The sequence below is a fragment of the Conyzicola sp. genome (assembly GCF_057073975.1).
The window spans coordinates 1-15,988 of sequence record NZ_JBXMIS010000074.1 but is presented as its reverse complement, the minus strand read 5'-3'; the positions used below and the strand labels follow the sequence as shown (position 1 = coordinate 15,988).

23 protein-coding genes are annotated in these 15,988 nt (G+C 67.2%); 15 read left to right on the top strand and 8 right to left on the bottom strand.

Annotated features, from left to right (window positions below):
* Positions 1-72 precede the first annotated feature (72 nt).
* The 3 genes from AC14A7_RS06870 (at position 73) to AC14A7_RS06860 (ending at position 1,949) form a co-directional block, all read left to right on the top strand.
* On the top strand, positions 73-1,152 hold the full coding sequence (locus tag AC14A7_RS06870) for an Rv2578c family radical SAM protein (protein ID WP_484007519.1): 1,080 nt from the start codon (positions 73-75) through the stop codon (positions 1,150-1,152).
* A gap of 109 nt (positions 1,153-1,261) precedes the next feature.
* Positions 1,262-1,591 carry a DUF7882 family protein gene (locus AC14A7_RS06865; protein WP_484007517.1) on the top strand — a complete coding sequence of 110 codons (330 nt, stop codon included), beginning with the start codon at positions 1,262-1,264 and terminating at the stop codon, positions 1,589-1,591.
* Between the two features lie 148 nt (positions 1,592-1,739).
* Positions 1,740-1,949: a hypothetical protein gene (locus AC14A7_RS06860; RefSeq protein ID WP_484007515.1), complete on the top strand. Its 210-nt coding sequence runs from the start codon at positions 1,740-1,742 to the stop codon at positions 1,947-1,949.
* A 9-nt stretch (positions 1,950-1,958) separates the two neighbouring features.
* Here the strand turns inward: AC14A7_RS06860 and AC14A7_RS06855 are convergent, their stop codons facing one another.
* The gene (locus AC14A7_RS06855) at positions 1,959-2,630 is read right to left on the bottom strand and encodes a M23 family metallopeptidase (protein WP_484007513.1); all 672 of its coding nucleotides are present in this window, start codon (positions 2,628-2,630) and stop codon (positions 1,959-1,961) included.
* Between the two features lie 223 nt (positions 2,631-2,853).
* Here AC14A7_RS06855 and AC14A7_RS06850 point away from each other — a divergent pair, with 223 nt between their 5' ends.
* Positions 2,854-3,156, top strand: coding sequence for a GNAT family N-acetyltransferase (locus tag AC14A7_RS06850; RefSeq protein WP_484007511.1), 303 nt, complete (start codon positions 2,854-2,856; stop codon positions 3,154-3,156).
* A 30-nt stretch (positions 3,157-3,186) separates the two neighbouring features.
* Positions 3,187-3,681, top strand: a complete 495-nt coding sequence (locus tag AC14A7_RS06845) for an FBP domain-containing protein (RefSeq protein WP_484007509.1) — start codon at positions 3,187-3,189, stop codon at positions 3,679-3,681.
* Here the strand turns inward: AC14A7_RS06845 and AC14A7_RS06840 are convergent.
* Entirely contained in the window at positions 3,678-4,151 is a 474-nt protein-coding gene (locus AC14A7_RS06840; protein WP_484007507.1) for an SRPBCC family protein, read from the bottom strand. The genes AC14A7_RS06845 and AC14A7_RS06840 overlap by 4 nt on opposite strands.
* Before the next feature lie 237 nt (positions 4,152-4,388).
* Here AC14A7_RS06840 and AC14A7_RS06835 point away from each other — a divergent pair, with 237 nt between their 5' ends.
* Positions 4,389-5,111 (top strand): VOC family protein, encoded by a 723-nt coding sequence (locus AC14A7_RS06835; protein WP_484007505.1) that lies wholly within the window; start codon positions 4,389-4,391, stop codon positions 5,109-5,111.
* Here the strand turns inward: AC14A7_RS06835 and AC14A7_RS06830 are convergent.
* Genes AC14A7_RS06830 through AC14A7_RS06815 form a run of 4 tightly spaced genes read right to left on the bottom strand, consistent with a single transcriptional unit; the run spans position 5,108 to position 7,388 of the window.
* Positions 5,108-5,488: a VOC family protein gene (locus tag AC14A7_RS06830; protein WP_484007503.1), complete on the bottom strand. Its 381-nt coding sequence runs from the start codon at positions 5,486-5,488 to the stop codon at positions 5,108-5,110. The two genes, AC14A7_RS06835 and AC14A7_RS06830, sit on opposite strands and share 4 nt — an antisense overlap.
* A complete protein-coding gene (locus AC14A7_RS06825; protein WP_484007501.1) occupies positions 5,489-6,718 on the bottom strand; it encodes an RNA polymerase sigma factor in 1,230 nt (409 codons plus the stop codon).
* Complete coding sequence (locus AC14A7_RS06820; RefSeq protein WP_484007499.1) at positions 6,706-7,029, bottom strand: YciI family protein; 324 nt, start codon at positions 7,027-7,029, stop codon at positions 6,706-6,708. Before AC14A7_RS06820 ends, AC14A7_RS06825 begins: the two co-directional genes overlap by 13 nt.
* A gap of 8 nt (positions 7,030-7,037) precedes the next feature.
* Positions 7,038-7,388 carry a YciI family protein gene (locus tag AC14A7_RS06815; protein WP_484007497.1) on the bottom strand — a complete coding sequence of 117 codons (351 nt, stop codon included), beginning with the start codon at positions 7,386-7,388 and terminating at the stop codon, positions 7,038-7,040.
* A 123-nt stretch (positions 7,389-7,511) separates the two neighbouring features.
* Here AC14A7_RS06815 and AC14A7_RS06810 point away from each other — a divergent pair, with 123 nt between their 5' ends.
* From AC14A7_RS06810 to AC14A7_RS06790, 5 genes are read left to right on the top strand one after another with little or no spacing between them, the layout of a single operon-like run.
* On the top strand, positions 7,512-8,165 hold the full coding sequence (locus AC14A7_RS06810; protein WP_484007495.1) for an LbetaH domain-containing protein: 654 nt from the start codon (positions 7,512-7,514) through the stop codon (positions 8,163-8,165).
* Positions 8,150-9,007: a beta-keto acid cleavage family enzyme gene (locus AC14A7_RS06805; RefSeq protein WP_484007493.1), complete on the top strand. Its 858-nt coding sequence runs from the start codon at positions 8,150-8,152 to the stop codon at positions 9,005-9,007. The genes AC14A7_RS06810 and AC14A7_RS06805 overlap by 16 nt, the downstream gene beginning before the upstream one ends.
* Entirely contained in the window at positions 9,004-10,104 is a 1,101-nt protein-coding gene (locus AC14A7_RS06800; RefSeq protein WP_484007492.1) for a DegT/DnrJ/EryC1/StrS family aminotransferase, read from the top strand. Before AC14A7_RS06805 ends, AC14A7_RS06800 begins: the two co-directional genes overlap by 4 nt.
* Positions 10,091-10,453 (top strand): WxcM-like domain-containing protein, encoded by a 363-nt coding sequence (locus AC14A7_RS06795; protein WP_484007490.1) that lies wholly within the window; start codon positions 10,091-10,093, stop codon positions 10,451-10,453. The genes AC14A7_RS06800 and AC14A7_RS06795 overlap by 14 nt, the downstream gene beginning before the upstream one ends.
* The gene (locus AC14A7_RS06790) at positions 10,450-11,370 is read left to right on the top strand and encodes a glycosyltransferase family 2 protein (protein WP_484007488.1); all 921 of its coding nucleotides are present in this window, start codon (positions 10,450-10,452) and stop codon (positions 11,368-11,370) included. Before AC14A7_RS06795 ends, AC14A7_RS06790 begins: the two co-directional genes overlap by 4 nt.
* Here AC14A7_RS06790 and AC14A7_RS06785 read toward each other — a convergent pair.
* The gene (locus tag AC14A7_RS06785; RefSeq protein ID WP_484007486.1) at positions 11,367-11,858 is read right to left on the bottom strand and encodes a hypothetical protein; all 492 of its coding nucleotides are present in this window, start codon (positions 11,856-11,858) and stop codon (positions 11,367-11,369) included. The genes AC14A7_RS06790 and AC14A7_RS06785 overlap by 4 nt on opposite strands.
* 15 nt (positions 11,859-11,873) lie before the next feature.
* On the bottom strand, positions 11,874-12,053 hold the full coding sequence (locus tag AC14A7_RS06780; RefSeq protein WP_484007484.1) for a PspC domain-containing protein: 180 nt from the start codon (positions 12,051-12,053) through the stop codon (positions 11,874-11,876).
* A 105-nt stretch (positions 12,054-12,158) separates the two neighbouring features.
* Here AC14A7_RS06780 and AC14A7_RS06775 point away from each other — a divergent pair, with 105 nt between their 5' ends.
* The 4 genes from AC14A7_RS06775 to AC14A7_RS06760 all read left to right on the top strand — a co-directional run bounded on the left by AC14A7_RS06775 (position 12,159) and on the right by AC14A7_RS06760 (position 15,869).
* Entirely contained in the window at positions 12,159-13,454 is a 1,296-nt protein-coding gene (locus AC14A7_RS06775) for an acyltransferase family protein (RefSeq protein ID WP_484007482.1), read from the top strand.
* A 31-nt stretch (positions 13,455-13,485) separates the two neighbouring features.
* Positions 13,486-13,824, top strand: coding sequence for an ArsR/SmtB family transcription factor (locus AC14A7_RS06770; protein ID WP_484007480.1), 339 nt, complete (start codon positions 13,486-13,488; stop codon positions 13,822-13,824).
* Complete coding sequence (locus AC14A7_RS06765) at positions 13,821-14,273, top strand: SRPBCC family protein (RefSeq protein WP_484007478.1); 453 nt, start codon at positions 13,821-13,823, stop codon at positions 14,271-14,273. Before AC14A7_RS06770 ends, AC14A7_RS06765 begins: the two co-directional genes overlap by 4 nt.
* A 126-nt stretch (positions 14,274-14,399) precedes the next feature.
* Positions 14,400-15,869, top strand: a complete 1,470-nt coding sequence (locus AC14A7_RS06760) for an MDR family MFS transporter (protein WP_484007476.1) — start codon at positions 14,400-14,402, stop codon at positions 15,867-15,869.
* The last annotated feature ends 119 nt before the right edge of the window (positions 15,870-15,988 follow it).

Sequence of the window (15,988 nt, the reverse complement as noted above, 5' to 3'; positions counted from 1 at the left end):
CCCCCCCCCCCCCCCCCCCCCCCCCCCAGACCCGCCCTTGCAGAACCTTCGAACGTATGTTCGACTGGTCTCATGCGATGGGAAGGCCAGTCACTCAGCTCAGAGTCGGGCAATGCGCTCGTTCGGCTGAGCAATGTCGTGCGCAGCGTGCAGACGCCCGAGTTCGCTGGCATCACCTTTCACGAGGTGCTAGCGAAGTCGGCGCTCAACCACGTGCCCGGCGCGAGCGCCATGCCGTTCACCTGGACGGTCAACCCCTACCGCGGCTGCAGTCACGCCTGCGTCTACTGCTTCGCGCGCAACACGCACACCTACCTCGACCTCGATGCGGGTGCCGACTTCGACAACGAGATCATCGTCAAGCTGAACGCCGCCGAGGTGCTCGCGAAAGAGCTCGTGAAGAAGCGCGGCCAGGTTCCCGCCGTCGCCCTCGGCACCAACACCGACCCATACCAGCGCGCAGAGGGGCGCTACCGGTTGATGCCCGGCATCATCGCGGCTCTTGCGAGCACCGGCACGCCGTTCTCCATCCTCACCAAGGGAACGCTGCTGCGCCGCGACCTTCCGCTGCTCGCCGAGGCGAACGAGCAGGTTCCCGTCGACCTCGCGATGTCGATCGCCGTGTTCGACGATGACCTGCAGCAGGCCATCGAGCCAGGCACACCATCGACGGCCGCTCGGCTCGCCACTGTTCGCGCGGTGCGCGAGGCCGGCTTGCACTGCTCCGTGTTCATGATGCCCGTACTGCCGCACCTCACCGACAGCATCGCGCACCTGGATGCCGCCCTCGCCCAGATCAAGGCGTCGGGTGCCAGCAGCGTGCTCTACACCGCCCTGCACCTGCGCCCCGGCACGAAGCAGTGGTTCATGCAGTGGCTGGCACGCGAGCACCCGGAGCTCGAGGAGAAGTACCGCTACATGTACTACGGCACGAACTCCTACGCCCCGAAGGACTACCGCACCTGGCTCGCAGCCCGCATCAAGCCGCTCATCGCCAAGCACGGACTGCGTCGCGGCCAGGAGGATGCGACGACGGGTGGCGTGCGCAGCACAGCGCTCGGGCGCATGAGAGACGCCAACGGCGAGAGAAGACCGGTCGGATCCCTGTTGGCAGAAGAGCTGCCGCCGACCGACGCGCTCGCCCTCTTCTGACGGCCGTTTCACGCCAGGGCGCTCTCGTGTTTGACTTGATGCAGTAGGACATGAATCGGCGTGGATGCACCGGCCGGTCACGAGCAAGAGAAAGGCCAGGAGCACGCCCATGGGCAAGATCCTCTACGGGGACTCGGGAACCGAGGTCGTGTTCGACGACCGCGCCATGGCCCACCTGCAGTTGGTGATCGGCGCCAAGCTGCGTCGCGGCGAGGGCTTCTTCTTCTCCTGGAAAGACGATGCGAGCGTCGGCGACGGCCGCAGCAGCATCTGGCTGAGCAATTCGATTCCCCTCTACTTCCGCTACTCCGGCAGCAAGCCGGTCACCATCAACCGGGAATGGCTCGAGGCTCTCACGCTCTCTGCCAACAGCACGACGGGCCTGCAGTTCACTGCTGAGCCGAACGGCGCGACCAATCCACCGAAGTCGATGGTCTGAGCACCCTCAGCGTCACCGCGCGCCACACTGCGTAACAGCTTTGAGAACTTAGTCAATCCCTTGGCGTCTGCTCTTCCAGGGCGTTGAATGGGTCTACCCCCGATTGAGGGGCAAACCGTGTGGGCCCGACCATGACTGAGGAGTGACGATGGTGCTGATTTCCCCAAGCAAGCGGCCAGACATCGCTCTGGTTGACGACGATCTGTACTGCGTGCTCTCCGAGACAGACACGCTCGGGTACGTCCACCGGGTCGGCAATGTCTTCGTCGCTCTCGCCGGCGACAACCTCGGCCACGCTGTCGAGATCGGGCAGACCATGTCGTGGGATCTGGCCGTCGACCTCGTGCGCAGGTACTAGCGCGCCCAGCTACGCGTTGATGTGCGCCTTGAGCCACGGCAACGGGTTGACCGCCGTGCCGAAGGGGCCGCCGAGGCGGATCTCGAAGTGCAGGTGGGGTGCAGTCGCAGCCCCGGTCATCCCGACCAGGCCAAGCTGCGTTCCGCGAGAGACGACGTCGCCGATCGAGAAGGGCATCGAGCCAGAGACCATGTGGGCGTAGGTGCTCGTGACGGTCTGACCGTCGATGACGTGCTCGATCTTCACGAACGTGCCAAGGGACCCGTCTGGTCCAACCTCAGACACGACGCCGTCGGCTATGGCGAGCACGGGAGACCCGGCGGGCAGCGCGAAGTCGGCGCCGGAGTGGAAGCTCGAGCAGCCCTCGCACGAGGCGCCACGATTGCCGAAAGCGCTGAGAATGCCTGTTCCCGCCGGCGCAGGGGCCTGAACAACAGAGAACACGGACACGGTGTAGTTGGCGCGGCTGACCTCGGGAATCGCAGCGACAGAGACGGGCGTGACGAACGATTGCAGGCGAACGACGGTGACCTCGGCCTGCACGATCTCTGCCGAGGCCGGAAGAGTGGGAATGCACGCCATCGCGGCAGTGAAGGTGATGGCCCCGAAGGTGAGCTGAGACTTGCGCAGGCGCAGGAAGCTGTGCCCGTGGGTCGCACGCTTCGGAACGCGCGAACTCACGGTGGAAGAACTGGGATGCAAGGTGGGTACTCCGTCGGGTCTCGCGCTCGCGGCGCGCTGACGTGCGGTCGTGCTGCACTTCATCGGGGGGCATGCGTAGCGGTGGCCAACACAGCAACACCCACCCTGCGCGATCTTTCTGAGAGAGTCGTGGCAATTCCGTGGCAATGTGCACAACGCCGTACCCCCGGCGATATGTGAATGAGTAGGGCACGATGGATGGATGGAGAACGTCACCATCGCCCACGCTCCCGACCGCCACCGCTATGTCATCTCCGTCGACGGCGAGCCCGTCGGCCTCTCCACCTACCGAGAGTCGGGCGGCCAGCGCGACTTCCTGCACACCGAGGTCGACCCCGCTTTTCAGGGTCACGGGCTCGCCAGCCAGCTCATCCGCTGGGCGCTCGACGACACGCGCGCAGCGGGGCTCCGCATCGTCGCGCACTGCCCCATGGTCGCCGCGTTCGTGACCAAGCACCGCGACTACGACGACATCCTCGACCAGACCGACGTGACTCCGGGCTAGGCGATTGCCGCCAGCCATAGGATTAACGCGATGAAGCTGCTCACCGACGCCGACATCCGTCGTTCGTTCGTCAACGCCACCAAGGGCGAGGTCGACCGGATTCCGATGCCCGGCCTGCACGAGGTCATCTGGGATAGCCGGGAGTACCTCGGCTGGCGCGATCCGGGGGCTCCCCTGCGCGGCTACCTCGTGCACTGGGTCGACGAGACCCCCGTCGGCATCGTGCTTCGCGCGAGCGAGCCGTCACTGCGGCCGGGTATCTCTGCGATGTGCGTGCTGTGCCGCACGCCGCAGCCCTCCGGCCAGGTCACCCTGTTCTCTGCCGCGCGGGCGGGCGAGTCGGGTCGCAACGGCAACTCGGTCGGCACCTACATCTGCGACGACCTTGCCTGCTCCATCATGATCCGCATCCTGCCCGCGGCGCACCCGATGCAACCAGACCCCGCCGAGGTGCTAGAGAAGCGCATCGCCGGTCTCACCGAGCGAGTCGCGGCCTTCACGGCTGGCGTGATGAAGACTGCCTAGGCGAGCCGCTCTGCCTCGTGCACGATCTCTGGCAGCACGGATCGCATGTACGGCTCCCAGGCGCGGGCGACGATGATGCGCAGCAGCCACCCCCAGCGCTTGCGCGGGAAGAACTCGTAGCTCCACGAGACGAGGGTGCCGCCGTCGACCGCAGTGAACGTCCACTCGGCGCGGGCGTGGTCGACAAGAACCTTGAAGGCCTTCTGAAAGTCGGTGAGCTCGTAGGCGAAGAACGTCGGCTCGACGACGTCGGTGATCGTCTCGACGACGTGACCGCGGTCGCCAAGCATGAGGGTGCGAGTCTGACCAACGGTGTTCCACGGGCCGCTCTGGTCGCGCACCGCGACAGTAGCCGGGATGATGCCGAACCTCGGGTAGAACCGCGCCGGATCGATGGGGGTGAGCACCTCCCACGTCCACGAAAGGCTTGTACCAGCCACCATTTCGACTGTTGCACGCGCCTTGCTCATTGATCAACCCTAACCCGGGGGCTCGCGGGTCAGACGCCGGGCGATCGGCAGATGATCGTTTCTCGAACGCAGCAGGACTACGCACGAACCAGCGCATTCGCTGCTTGGCGACTCCCGCATCCACACCAGCCCACCCGCACCGTCTGCCTGCGGAGCTGGCCTCCTTCTTCGGCGCAGCGCGCTGATAGCGATCGACGCGTTGCGGGGCTAGCCTCGACGTGAGCGCAAGGAGGAGCAATGGCGAACCACCGCGACGCACTACAGGGAGCCCCGGTCTGGGCAGAGCTCGTGAGTCACGACCACGCTGCGTCGGCGGCCTTCTATGGCGGGCTGTTCAGCTGGAAGGCCGACGACGCGGGCTTCACCCTCGCCACGAAGAGAGTGGCTGGCCTCGCCTCTGGCGGCAGCTACTGGCGCCTCTACCTTCGGGTCGACGACGTGGATGCCGCATCCGCGCGCGCAGAGGAGGCCGGCGGCCAGTCCTACCGAGCCCCGCACCTCGGCGACCTCGGCCGGGCCGCGCTCATGACCGACCCGTCGGGAGCCGAGATCGGCGCGCTGCAGCAGGGAAACCTCCCGGGCTTCGAGCACATCGACGAGGTGGGCGGGCCCGTCTGGCACGAGCTGCACACCGACGCGTTCGACCGAGCCGTGCCCTTCTACGAGACGGTCTTCGGCTGGAGCCTCGACGTGCTCAGTGACGACGACTCCTTCCGCATGTCGACGGTCGGCGAGCCGGCCTACGCCGGCATCTTCGACGCCGCCTCGACGCTCGGCCGGGAGTCATCGCACTGGGAGCACTACTTCTCTGTGGCCGACGTCGACGCGAGTGCAGAACTCGTCACGACCCTCGGCGGCACCGTCATCGACGAGCCGGAGGACACCCCCTACGGCCGCGTCGTGCGCGTCAGAGACACGCTCGGTGCCGGGTTCTGGCTCATGACCGTGCCAGACGACTAGTCGGCTTTCAGCACCGAGAGCACGTTTCCGGCCGGATCGGTGAACCAGGCGATGTCTGGCCCCTGTCCGCGCGAGATGCCCTTTTCATCCGTGCCGAAATCCGGGTCGCGGTAGATCTTCGTCACCACGCCGCGCGCGTTGAGGTCGTCGACCGCAGCCTCGACGTCGTCGACGGGAAAGTTGAGGATGGTGAAGCTCGCCGGCGTGTGATTCGGCTTGCCGTAGGCCAGCACCCGCGCACCGGTGGGAAGGGTGATGTCGATGAACCCCATGGGGTTGACGTCGACCTGGAGACCGAGGGTCTCGCCGTAGAACTTCTTGGCCGCCTCGATGTCGTCGACCGAGAAGCCGCTGAACGCCTTGTCTGCACTGAACATCTATCCACCCTCTACCTGTTGCAGCCGTCGCACAAGGAACCGCTGCTCTGGATCCGTCGGCACCGTCTCGAGCGCGCGGCGGTACTGCTCGGCCGCCTCGGTGTTGCGACCGAGGCGCCGCAGGAAGTCGGCGCGAGCCGCTGGCACGAGGTAGTAGCCATCGAGAGCCGTGGATGCCGCCACCCGGTCGATCTCGGCGAGGCCCGCCTCGAAACCACGCGCCATACCGATGGCGATGGCCCGGTTGAGCGCGATCACGGGCGTCGGCGACAGCGCCACGAGCCGGTCGTAGATGGCGACGGCCGCCGCCCAGTCGGTCGCCGCCGCGTCGAAGGCGCTCGCGTGCACCGCGGCGAGGGCCGCCTGCAGCTGGTACGCGCCGCCTCGTGCGTCGAGCAGCGAGAGCCCCTCCTCGATGGCCGCGTGGTCCCAGCGCGTGCGGTCCTGCTCGTCGAGGGTCACGAGCTCGCCGGCGGCGTCGAGGCGGGCGTCGCGGCGCGAGTGCTGCAGCAGCATGAGCGCGAGCAGTCCGCGGGCCTCCGGCTCGTCGGGCATGAGACCGACGACGGCCCGGGTGAGGCGGATCGCCTCGGCGGCGAGGTCGGTGCGCACGAGCACCGCCCCGCTCGAGGCGGAGTAGCCCTCGTTGAAGAGCAGGTAGAGCACCGCGAGAACGCCTCCGAGCCGTTCGGGGAGCAGGTGGGCAGGAGGTACCCGGTACGGGATGCCCGCGTTGGTGATCTTGCGCTTGGCCCGCACGATGCGCTGCGCCATCGTCGCCTCCGGCACGAGGAAGGCGTGCGCGATCTCCGGCGTCGTGAGCCCGGCGACGGTGCGCAGCGTGAGGGCCACGCGCGCCTCGAGCGGGAGGGCGGGGTGGCAGCACGTGAATACGAGGCGGAGGCGGTCGTCGGTGACGTCCTCGTCATCCACTGGTTGCTCCAGTTCGCTCATGATCGCCACCTCCCTCAGTTTTCTCGCCTCGTTCGCGGCACGCCGAAGCCGGTCGAGCGCGCGGTTCTTCGCAACCGTTGTCAGCCACGCGCCGGGGTTGCGCGGCACGCCGTCGGCGCCCCATCGCTCTAGCGCCGTCGCGAACGCCTCTGCTGTGCAGTCCTCGGCGAGCGACCAGTCGCCGGTGATACGGATGAGGGTGGACACCACGCGCGCCCACTCGTCTCGGTATGCACCGGCGACTGCGTCATCGACCTCGGAGATCAGGCGGTCCAATCCCAGAAGGGCCGCAGCTCGATGCGCCCGAACCGCGCCATCGGATGCTTCGACGCGACCTCGATGGCCTCGTCGAGGTCGGCGCACTCGAGGATGTCGTAGCCGGCGATCACCTCGCGCGACTCGGTGAACGGCCCGTCGGTCACGAGTGTCTCGCCAGAGCGGATGCGCACGGTCTTCGCCTCGCTCGCCGGACGCAGCCGGTCGCCCTTCTGGTTGATGCCGCGAGCGGTCATCTCCTCGACCCAGTCGCCGATGGTGTCCTCTGCCGCGACGTAGGGCTCTGCCGTCGGGTCCTCAACGACGAACATGAAGTACTTCACTTGGCGGCCTCCGGAAAGCTAGCGAGGTCGATCGGCCACGCCGCGCGAACCTCGATGGCTCCTGCGCGGGCCATGGGGTGCTTCGACGCAACCTCCACGGCCTGCTCGAGGCTGTCGCACTCCAGCAGGTCGTAGCCCGCGATCCACTCCTTCGAGTCGGTGAACGGGCCGTCGCTGACGATGACCTCGCCGCCCCGCACGCGCACCGTCGTCGCATCCTCGATCGCCTGCAGCCGGTCGCCGTGCAGGCGGATGCCAGCCGCATCCATCTCGTTCACCCATGCCTCTGGGCTCTCGTCGCTCTGCTCTCCCGTCGGGTCGACCACGACGAACATCAGGTACTCCATGTTTCCTCCTTGTGAGTCACGCTATGCACCAACGACGAACCGCGAAAGGAGAAATCGACACTGGTCTAAAAATGATGCAAAACCCCCGCGCCCTGGCTTTGTCTCCGCCACTACGATTGGCGGGTGCTTTCCCCCGAGTTACTCGTCATCGGCGTGGCGACCCCCTATGCGTGGGAGGTGGTCGAGAGCGCCAGACGGGCCGGCTTGAGTATCGCGTGCATCGACAACCACGGGGGTGCCGACAGGCGACTGCCGTCCCTCGCGCCGCTCGACGACACCGTCGACCGTGCCCTGCCGTTCGTGCTTGGACTGTCCTCCGCAGTTGCGCGGGCTACCGTGGCCCGGTCACTCGCTGCCGCTGGTTTGGCCACCCCGGTCAGCCTTGCCGACCCAACGGCCGTCGTCGCCTCGACGAGCCAGATCCAGCATGGCGCCTATGTCAACGCCGCTGCTGTCATCGCATCCAACACGACGATCGGATGCCATGCCAACATCAACAGGTCGGCGTCTGTCGGCCACGACAACAGCATCGGCTTCGCCGCCTCGCTCGCGCCGGGGGCAACGCTCGCGGGTGGCGTCGTCGTGGCTGCCACCGCCGCCATCGGAACCGGCGCGGTCATCCTCCCAGAACTCACTATTGGCGTCGGAGCGGTCGTCGGGGCCGGGGCCGTCGTGACGAGGTCGGTGCCCGACTGGCACGTCGTCGTCGGCAACCCTGCTCGCGTCATCCGTGTGCTCGAACCATCAGGAATCTCCACGTCATGTCCACACTGCTGAGCCGCCTCTCTGCTGCTGTGCCGATCGTTCTCGCGCCGACGGGAATGGTGCCGACGCGGGCCATGACGCCGCATGTTCCCCTCACGCCCTCTGAGATCGCGCGCGATGTCGCCGCATGCGCTGCCATCGGAATCTCCAGCGTGCACCTGCACGCCCGCGACGCAGACGGCGAGCCCGCCTGGTCGCGAGAGATCTACGCCGAGATCATCGGGCGAGTGCGCGAGGCTGCACCCGACGTCGTCATCAACGTGAGCACGAGCGGTCGCACCTGGTCAGAGCTCGAGAAGCGCGCCGACGTACTCGCACTCGATGGGGACCTCAAGCCCGACATGGCATCCCTCACACTCTCATCCCTCAACTTCATGAGCGGTGCCTCTGTCAACTCTCCCGAGGTCGTGCGCGGGCTCGCTCGCATCATGCGTGATCGCGGCATCACGCCTGAGCTCGAGGTATTCGATCTCGGCATGCTGAACGTCGCGACGGTGCTGCGTAAGGAGGGGCTGCTGGTGGGCCCTGTCGCTGCCAACCTCTTCTTCGGCAACATCGCCGGCATGCAGGCGACGCCGGCCGAGATCGGCCTCGCAATCGACCGTGTGCCAGAGCAGACGACGTGGTCGGGCGCTGGCATCGGCGACTATCAGCAGACCGCCCAGTCGATCGCCATCGCCGCGGGCGGCGGGGTGCGCGTCGGCCTCGAAGACGGCATCTACCTCGACCGCGCCCACACCACACTCGCGTCGAATGTGTCTCTTCTCGAGCGGGTTCACCGCATGCTCGACATCAGCGGACGAGTCGCGATGACCCCCGCGCAGTACGGCGCCGACGTGCTCGGGCGCTCGTGAGCCTGATCCCCGCGGCTGCCCCCAGCCGCATGACAGACGAGGAGAGGGCCGCGGTTCGCGCAGCCGTGTCCTCAGTCGTCGACGGAGACCGGTGGGTCCTTGGCCCTGTGGTCGAGCGCTTCGAGCGGGAGTTCGCCGACTACCTCGGTGGCACAGAAGTAGTCGGCACGGCCAACGGCACCGACGCCATCGCGATCGCCCTTGCCGCCCTCGATCTGCCGCCGGGCTCTGGGGTTCTGGTCGCGGCGAACGAGGGCGGATACGCCGCTACGGCATGCAGGATGACGGGGCTGGTGCCGGTCAGCGTCGACGTCGACGAGGTGGCCATGCTGCCGTCCGCGACCAGCGCGCAGGCTGCCATGCGCAGTGGCGTTACCGCGATCGTCGTCACGCACCTGCATGGCGAGGCACCCGATATCTCAGAACTCGATGCCTGGCGTCGCAGAGCAGGAATCATGCTCGTCGAGGACTGCGCCCAGGCGGCTGGCGCGCGCCGTGACGGCGCTCACGTCGGCCTGCGCGGCGAGGCGGCGACGTTCAGCTTCTATCCGACGAAGAACCTCGGGGCGATCGGCGACGCTGGTGCAGTGCACTTCGCCGATCCAGCAGCTGCCGCGCGAGCACGTCGACTACGGGAATACGGATGGGGCGACCGCTTCAGGGTCGAACTGGCCGGAGGCCGCAACTCCCGCCTCGACACGCTGCAGGCCGCGGTGCTGAGTGCGCGACTGCCATTCCTTGACGAGCGCAACGCGCTCCGACGGGAAATAGCCCAGCGTTACGCGGCGGCTGTGCCTGCCGGGGCCCGCTACTTCGGCGACCCGGCGACCACGGTCGCCCACCACGCCGTCGTCATCACCGCGGAGCGCCCCTCGCTGCAACGTGTTCTCGACGAGCGACAGATTCAATGGTCGGTGCACTACCCGTTCCTGCTCGACGAGATGCCGGGACTGCGGGTCGAGCGAGCGGGAATGGCACCCGTGGCAGCGAGACTGTGCGACCGCATCCTGTCGCTGCCGTCATACCCTGAACTAGCCGATCAGGAGGTGTCGCGGATCGTGGCAACACTGGAGGAGTGGGGCGATGAGGCAACCTGAGCTGCTGAGCATGCCGCTGGCTATCGATGATCGCGGGTCACTCATGGCCGTCGAGTTCTCCAGCGTGCCCTTCACGGTGCGACGGGCCTTCTCCGTGACGGGCCCGACGGGAGGCGCGGTGCGAGGCGAGCACGTCGTGCCGTGCGCCCAGCTGCTCGTGCTGACGGCAGGCGCGGCGACGGTGCGCGTCGGACGAGACGCCACCACCCTCGGAGACGGGGTCGACCTGACGACGCCGGGCGATGCCGTGCTTCTCGAGAAGGGCGAGTTCATCTGGTACCGGCTGGCCGACGAGCACTCCACCGCCCTTGTGCTGGCGGAGCTGCCATACGAGGGGTCGCCGACGTGACTCCGCGAGCGTCCATCCTGATTCCCAGCCACAACCGCGCAGAGTCGCTTGGCCTCGCTGTCGAGAGCGCGCTCGCGCAGACCATCGACGACATCGAGGTCCTCATCATCGGCGACGGCGTGACCCACGACGTTCGCATGATGGCACGGCAGCTAGAGGCAGATCCGCGGGTACGGTTCTTCGACAACCCCAAGGGCGACAACCATGGCGAGAGCTATCGCCACACCGCGATCGAGCAGGCCGGCAGTGACGCCGTGTTCTACCTGTGCGATGACGATCTCCTCTTGCGTGACCATGTCGCTGACCTGCTCGAACTGCTCGAGAACCACAACTTCGTGCAGTCCCTCAACGGCTGGATGATGCCGGAGGGCACGGTCGGGCACTACCCGGCCGACCTCTCCGATGACGACACCGTCGCCTGGCACGCTGCTGAATGGGTGCGGTACAACCTGGTCAGCATCACTGGCACGGCACATTCACGGGAGTACTACCTCGAGGTTGACGACCCGTGGTCGACGACTCCCCGTGGCCAGTGGCCCGACCACCAACAGTGGCGCAAGTTCTTTCGCAGCGACGACTTTCGCGGGGCTACGAGCTCGCGCATGACAACCCTGCAGTTCCCTACCTCCAGCGACGGACGCGACACCTGGAGCGAGGAGGAGAGGCTGGAGGAGCTGCGCCGCTGGGCCGCCTTCGTGCGCCGCGCCGACGCACAGGAACAGCTCGACACGCTCGTCAACCGGGGCGCTATTGCTCAGCTCGACCGGCTCAACAAACGGTTCGCGCGGGCCGAGTTCGAGCGCGACAGGGCGGAGGCGGAGCTTGCGCGCATCCTCGGTTCGCACTCTTGGGCCTTCACTGCCCCGGCCAGGGGGGCACGTCGCGCGATCACTCGCGCAGCACGGCGGCTGTTCTAGCTCCACCCGACGACGACGACGACCGCGATGGACATCGCACCAAGAGCGAAGACGAGCGCGAGCAGCCTGCCGCCGGGCACCCTCGCGCGGTCGCCGATAGCGACGAGCCGGCGGGTCAGCTCGGTGGAGCGCACGGGAGCGAGGATGGGGATGCGGCGGCCGGTGTTCACCGCGACCGGCGGGTCGGCATCCTTCGAGCTGAGCGAATCGCGCAGCAGCAGCGCGCCGAGAACCGTCTGCGTGGCGGTCAGCAGCGGGGAGAGGAAGAACAGGTACCCGATGAGCGGCGCCCCGAGAATCACGAGGATGACGACGCCGGCGATCGGGGTTCCGGTGAACGGGCCCACCGCACCCTGCGCCACCCGCCAGACGGCGAGCCAGAACGCGGCAGTGGTCGCCGCGAGCACCAGAGCCCACGCCAGCGAGAAGAGCAGGTAGCCGACAGAGCGCCAGAAGGGCTTCGGTCTCTCCTCACGCGCGGTACTCACGAGTCCAAGGCTAGGTCACGACTCCTTGGGGATCAGCACCCAGAGCACGATGTAGATGATGACCTGCGGGCCGGGAATGAACACAGAGAGCACGGTGAGCAGGCGCACAAGGCCGACCGACCAGCCGAAGCGGTTGGCAATGGCGGCGCAGACGCCGGCGATGACGATTCCGGAGCGGGGGCGTGTGAGCTTCATAGTTCCAGTCTCTGGCGAGCGAGCGGCAGCGGCAATCGGGGTATCCCCCGATTCTTGTCAGACCTGATTGCTTCTCAGAGAGTGCTGGTCTCGTAGAGTGCAGGCATGACGCAGTCCCCCGAGCGGCCACGCAGCAGCGTGCGCGCAGAGTCCACCTCGATCGACATCTCCGCCCGCGACCTGACGCTCGACATCGCCAGGGTGTTCTGCGTGGTTCTCGTCGTCGTCATCCACCTGCTCATGGTCGGCGTCGGAGTGGCCGGTGACGGCTCCTTGGTGGTTTCTCGCCCACTCGAAGACCAGGCGTGGTTCGCGGCAGCCACCTGGGTCGGCCAGATCATGCCGCTGTTCTTCGTGGTCGGCGGGTTCGCGTCGCTCACCGCCTGGCGGTCCCTGCAGCGACGCGGTGGCGGCGCAGCGCAGTACGTGCGCAACCGGGTGCTGCGACTCGCGCAGCCCGCTCTTCCCCTCTTCCTCTTCTATGTCGTTGTCGTCGGGGTGGCGCGGTTCGTCATCGGTGTCGATCCGCAGCTGCTCGACACCGTCGTCTCCGGCGCAGGCTTCCCGCTGTGGTTCCTCGCCGCGTACACGCTGTGCCAGTCCCTCGTGCCGTTCATGGCCGGATGGCACGCGCGCGCCCCGAAGCGCACCCTCCTTGTGCTGCTGGCGGCCGTCATCCTCGTCGACGCCCTGCGCTTCACCACGGGCGTCACCGAGATCGGACTCCTCAACCTCGCCTTTGTCTGGCTGCTGGCCCAGCAGTTCGGCTTCTGGTATGCCGACGGCTGGTTCGCCGCCCGCACCGGATGGCAGCTCTTCGGCATCGCTGTCGCGTGCTACCTCGTGCTCTTCGTGGTGGTGCTGCTCGGTCCGTACTCGTGGGACATGCTGGCGAACCTCAACCCGGCCACGCTGCCGCTCGTGCTGCTCGCGCTCGCCCAGGCGTGCATCCTCCGGGCGATGCGCCCGTGGCTGGCCTGGCTCATGACGACCCACGCGGCCCGCGCGGTCGTCTTCCTCGTCGGCACGCGGCTCATGACGATCTACCTCTGGCACCTGCCGCTCATCATCGCCCTCTCGGGGGTTGCGCTGCTGATTCCGGGTGCGAGCCCGGAGCCGGGCACGGCAGCGTGGTGGGCGACGCGCCCGGTCTTCTTCGTCGTCGTGTTCGCCGCGCTGTTCGGTCTCTCGTTCCTTGTCGGGCGCTACGAGGCGCCGCGCGAGATCGGCCCGACTCCCCCGGTCGGCATCGTGGTCGTCGGCGCCATGCTGACCTTCGCTCCCGCGTTCGCCGTGCTGCAGTGGTTCCTCGACTTCCCGCTCGCCGTCGTCGGTGCCGTGTCGTTCTCCATCGCGATCCTGCTGCTCGGCCGGTGGAAGGCGCCGCGACCCGTCGCTTGACACTCGCCGTCATCCATGAATACTTAAGCACATGCTTAAGCAACAGGAGAGGCTGGATGCCATGTTCCAGGCGCTCGCAGACCCGAGCCGCCGCAGCATGGTCGAGCGCCTCAGTCGCGGCTCTGCCTCGGTGAGCCAGCTTGCCGAACCCCTCGACATGTCGATGCCCGCCGTGCTGCAGCACCTCGCCGTGCTCGAAGCGAGCGGACTCGTGCGCTCCACGAAGACCGGGAGGGTGCGCAGCTGCCAGCTCGAGCCCGCGGCCCTCAGCGTCGCGGAGCAGTGGATGTCGAAGCACCGCCTGCTGTGGGAGCAGCGCCTCGATCGGCTCGGTGCGATGCTCGCCGAAGAACAGGAGAACGAGAGATGACAGAACGAAGCATTGTGCACTCCACCTTCACCCTCGAGCGCGAATACGCGGTGCCGCCCGCGACGGTTTTCGCCGGCTTCTCGACACGGGAGCAGAAGGCGAAGTGGTTCGGCGATGCCGCCTATCCTCCGACGATCTGGGAGTTCGACTTTCGCGAAGGAGGCCGGGAGTACTCTGCGGGCGAGTTTCACGGGCAGAACAGCGTCTTCGATGCGGTCTACCACGACATCGTCGACGACGAGCGGATCGTGTTCAGCTACACGATGCACTTCGGCGACGACAAGCTGTCGACCTCCCTGCAGTCGCTGGAGTTCGTTCCGACATCGACAGGCACGCGACTCGTGCTCGTTGAGCACGGCGCGTACTTCGACGGAAACGACCGACCCGGCCTCCGCGAGGAGGGCACCCGCGGCCTGCTCGAGCAGCTCGCTGCGGCCATCGAGGGCTGAGTACGCCCTCAGCGATACGGCTGTTCCAATGTCGGGGGAATACTCCACACTGGGAAAACGCTGACACCAGCACGACTTCTCGCAGCGACGCTGCACCCCATCCGCTTTCCACCGACGGGAACCCTCTTGGCTGAAACGACCATCGACACCACCACAACCACCGCAGAGGGGGCGCCCGACCACGCCGCACGCAACCGCCTCGTGATCACGCTGCTGCTGATCTCGACCTTCGTCGTCATCCTCAACGAGACCATCATGGGCGTCGCCGTGCCCAAGCTCATGGACGAGCTGCGCATCGACGCAGACGCAGCCCAGTGGCTCACCACCGCCTTCATGCTCACGATGGCCGTCGTCATCCCGATCACCGGCTTCCTGCTGCAGCGCATGCACACCCGCACGGTGTTCATCACCGCGATGACGCTGTTCAGCGCCGGCACCCTCTTCGCCGCCGTCGCTCCCGGCTTCGAGCTGCTCGTGGCCGCCCGCGTCGTTCAGGCAACCGGCACCGCGATCATGATCCCGCTGCTGTTCACCACCGTGCTCACCCTCGTTCCAGAGCAGTCGCGCGGGCGCGTCATGGGCAACATCTCGATCGTCATCTCTGTCGCACCGGCCCTCGGCCCGGTCATCTCCGGGCTCATCCTGCAGTACCTCAACTGGCGCTTCATGTTCCTGCTCGTGCTGCCCATCGCCATCGCCGCCCTCATCGTCGGCTCGCGTCGGGTGCCGAACGTGACCGAGCCAACCAAGACGTCGATCGACTTCATCTCGGTGCCACTGTCGGCCTTCGGCTTCGGCGGGCTCGTGTTCGGCCTGAGCAACATCGGCACCGCGGGCATCGGCGCGATGCAGAGCTGGCTGCCCCTCATCATCGGCCTCGCCGCGATCACGCTTTTCGTGCTGCGCCAGGTGCGCCTGCAGAAGAGCGACTCCGCGTTGCTCGACCTGCGCACCTTCCAGACCCGCACCTTCACGTTCGCGGTCGGCATGCTCACGATCAGCATGATGGCGCTGTTCGGCACCTTCATCCTGCTGCCGTTGTACACGCAGAACGTGCTCGGCCTCGAGCCGATCACCACCGGGCTCCTCATCCTGCCCGGCGGCCTCATCATGGGCCTGCTCGCGCCGTTCGTCGGCCGCATCTACGACCGCATCGGCCCGCGTGCACTGGTGATCTCCGGAGCGATCGTGGTCAGCGCAGCGCTGTGGGGCATGACCCTGCTCAGCCAGACGACGCCGCTGTGGATGATCATCGCCTTCCACCTGACCCTCAGCGTCGGCCTCGCCCTCATCTTCACCCCGCTGTTCACGGCGGGCCTCGGTGCGATCCCGGCGAAGCTCTACTCCCACGGCAGCGCCGTCGTCGGCACCGTGCAGCAGCTCGCTGGCGCCGCCGGCGTCGCGCTCTTCATCACCGTGATGTCGGCGATCGTGCTCGACCAGACGGGCGCTGGGGTCTCCGAGGTGGACGCGACCGCGGCGGGCATCCACACCGCGTTCATCTACGGCGCGGTGATCTCGCTCGCGGCGATTCCGCTCGCGTTCTTCATCCGCAAGCCGGCACCACAGGAGTGGGGAACTCCGGCCGTACACTGACACGGTGAACCCGCTACCCCGCTCCACTCCTGAGGCGCAGGGTGCCTCGTCCGCCGGCATCGCTGCCGCGATCGAGGCGCTCGACGCCCTCGGGGGCATGCACGGCATCCTCGTGCTTC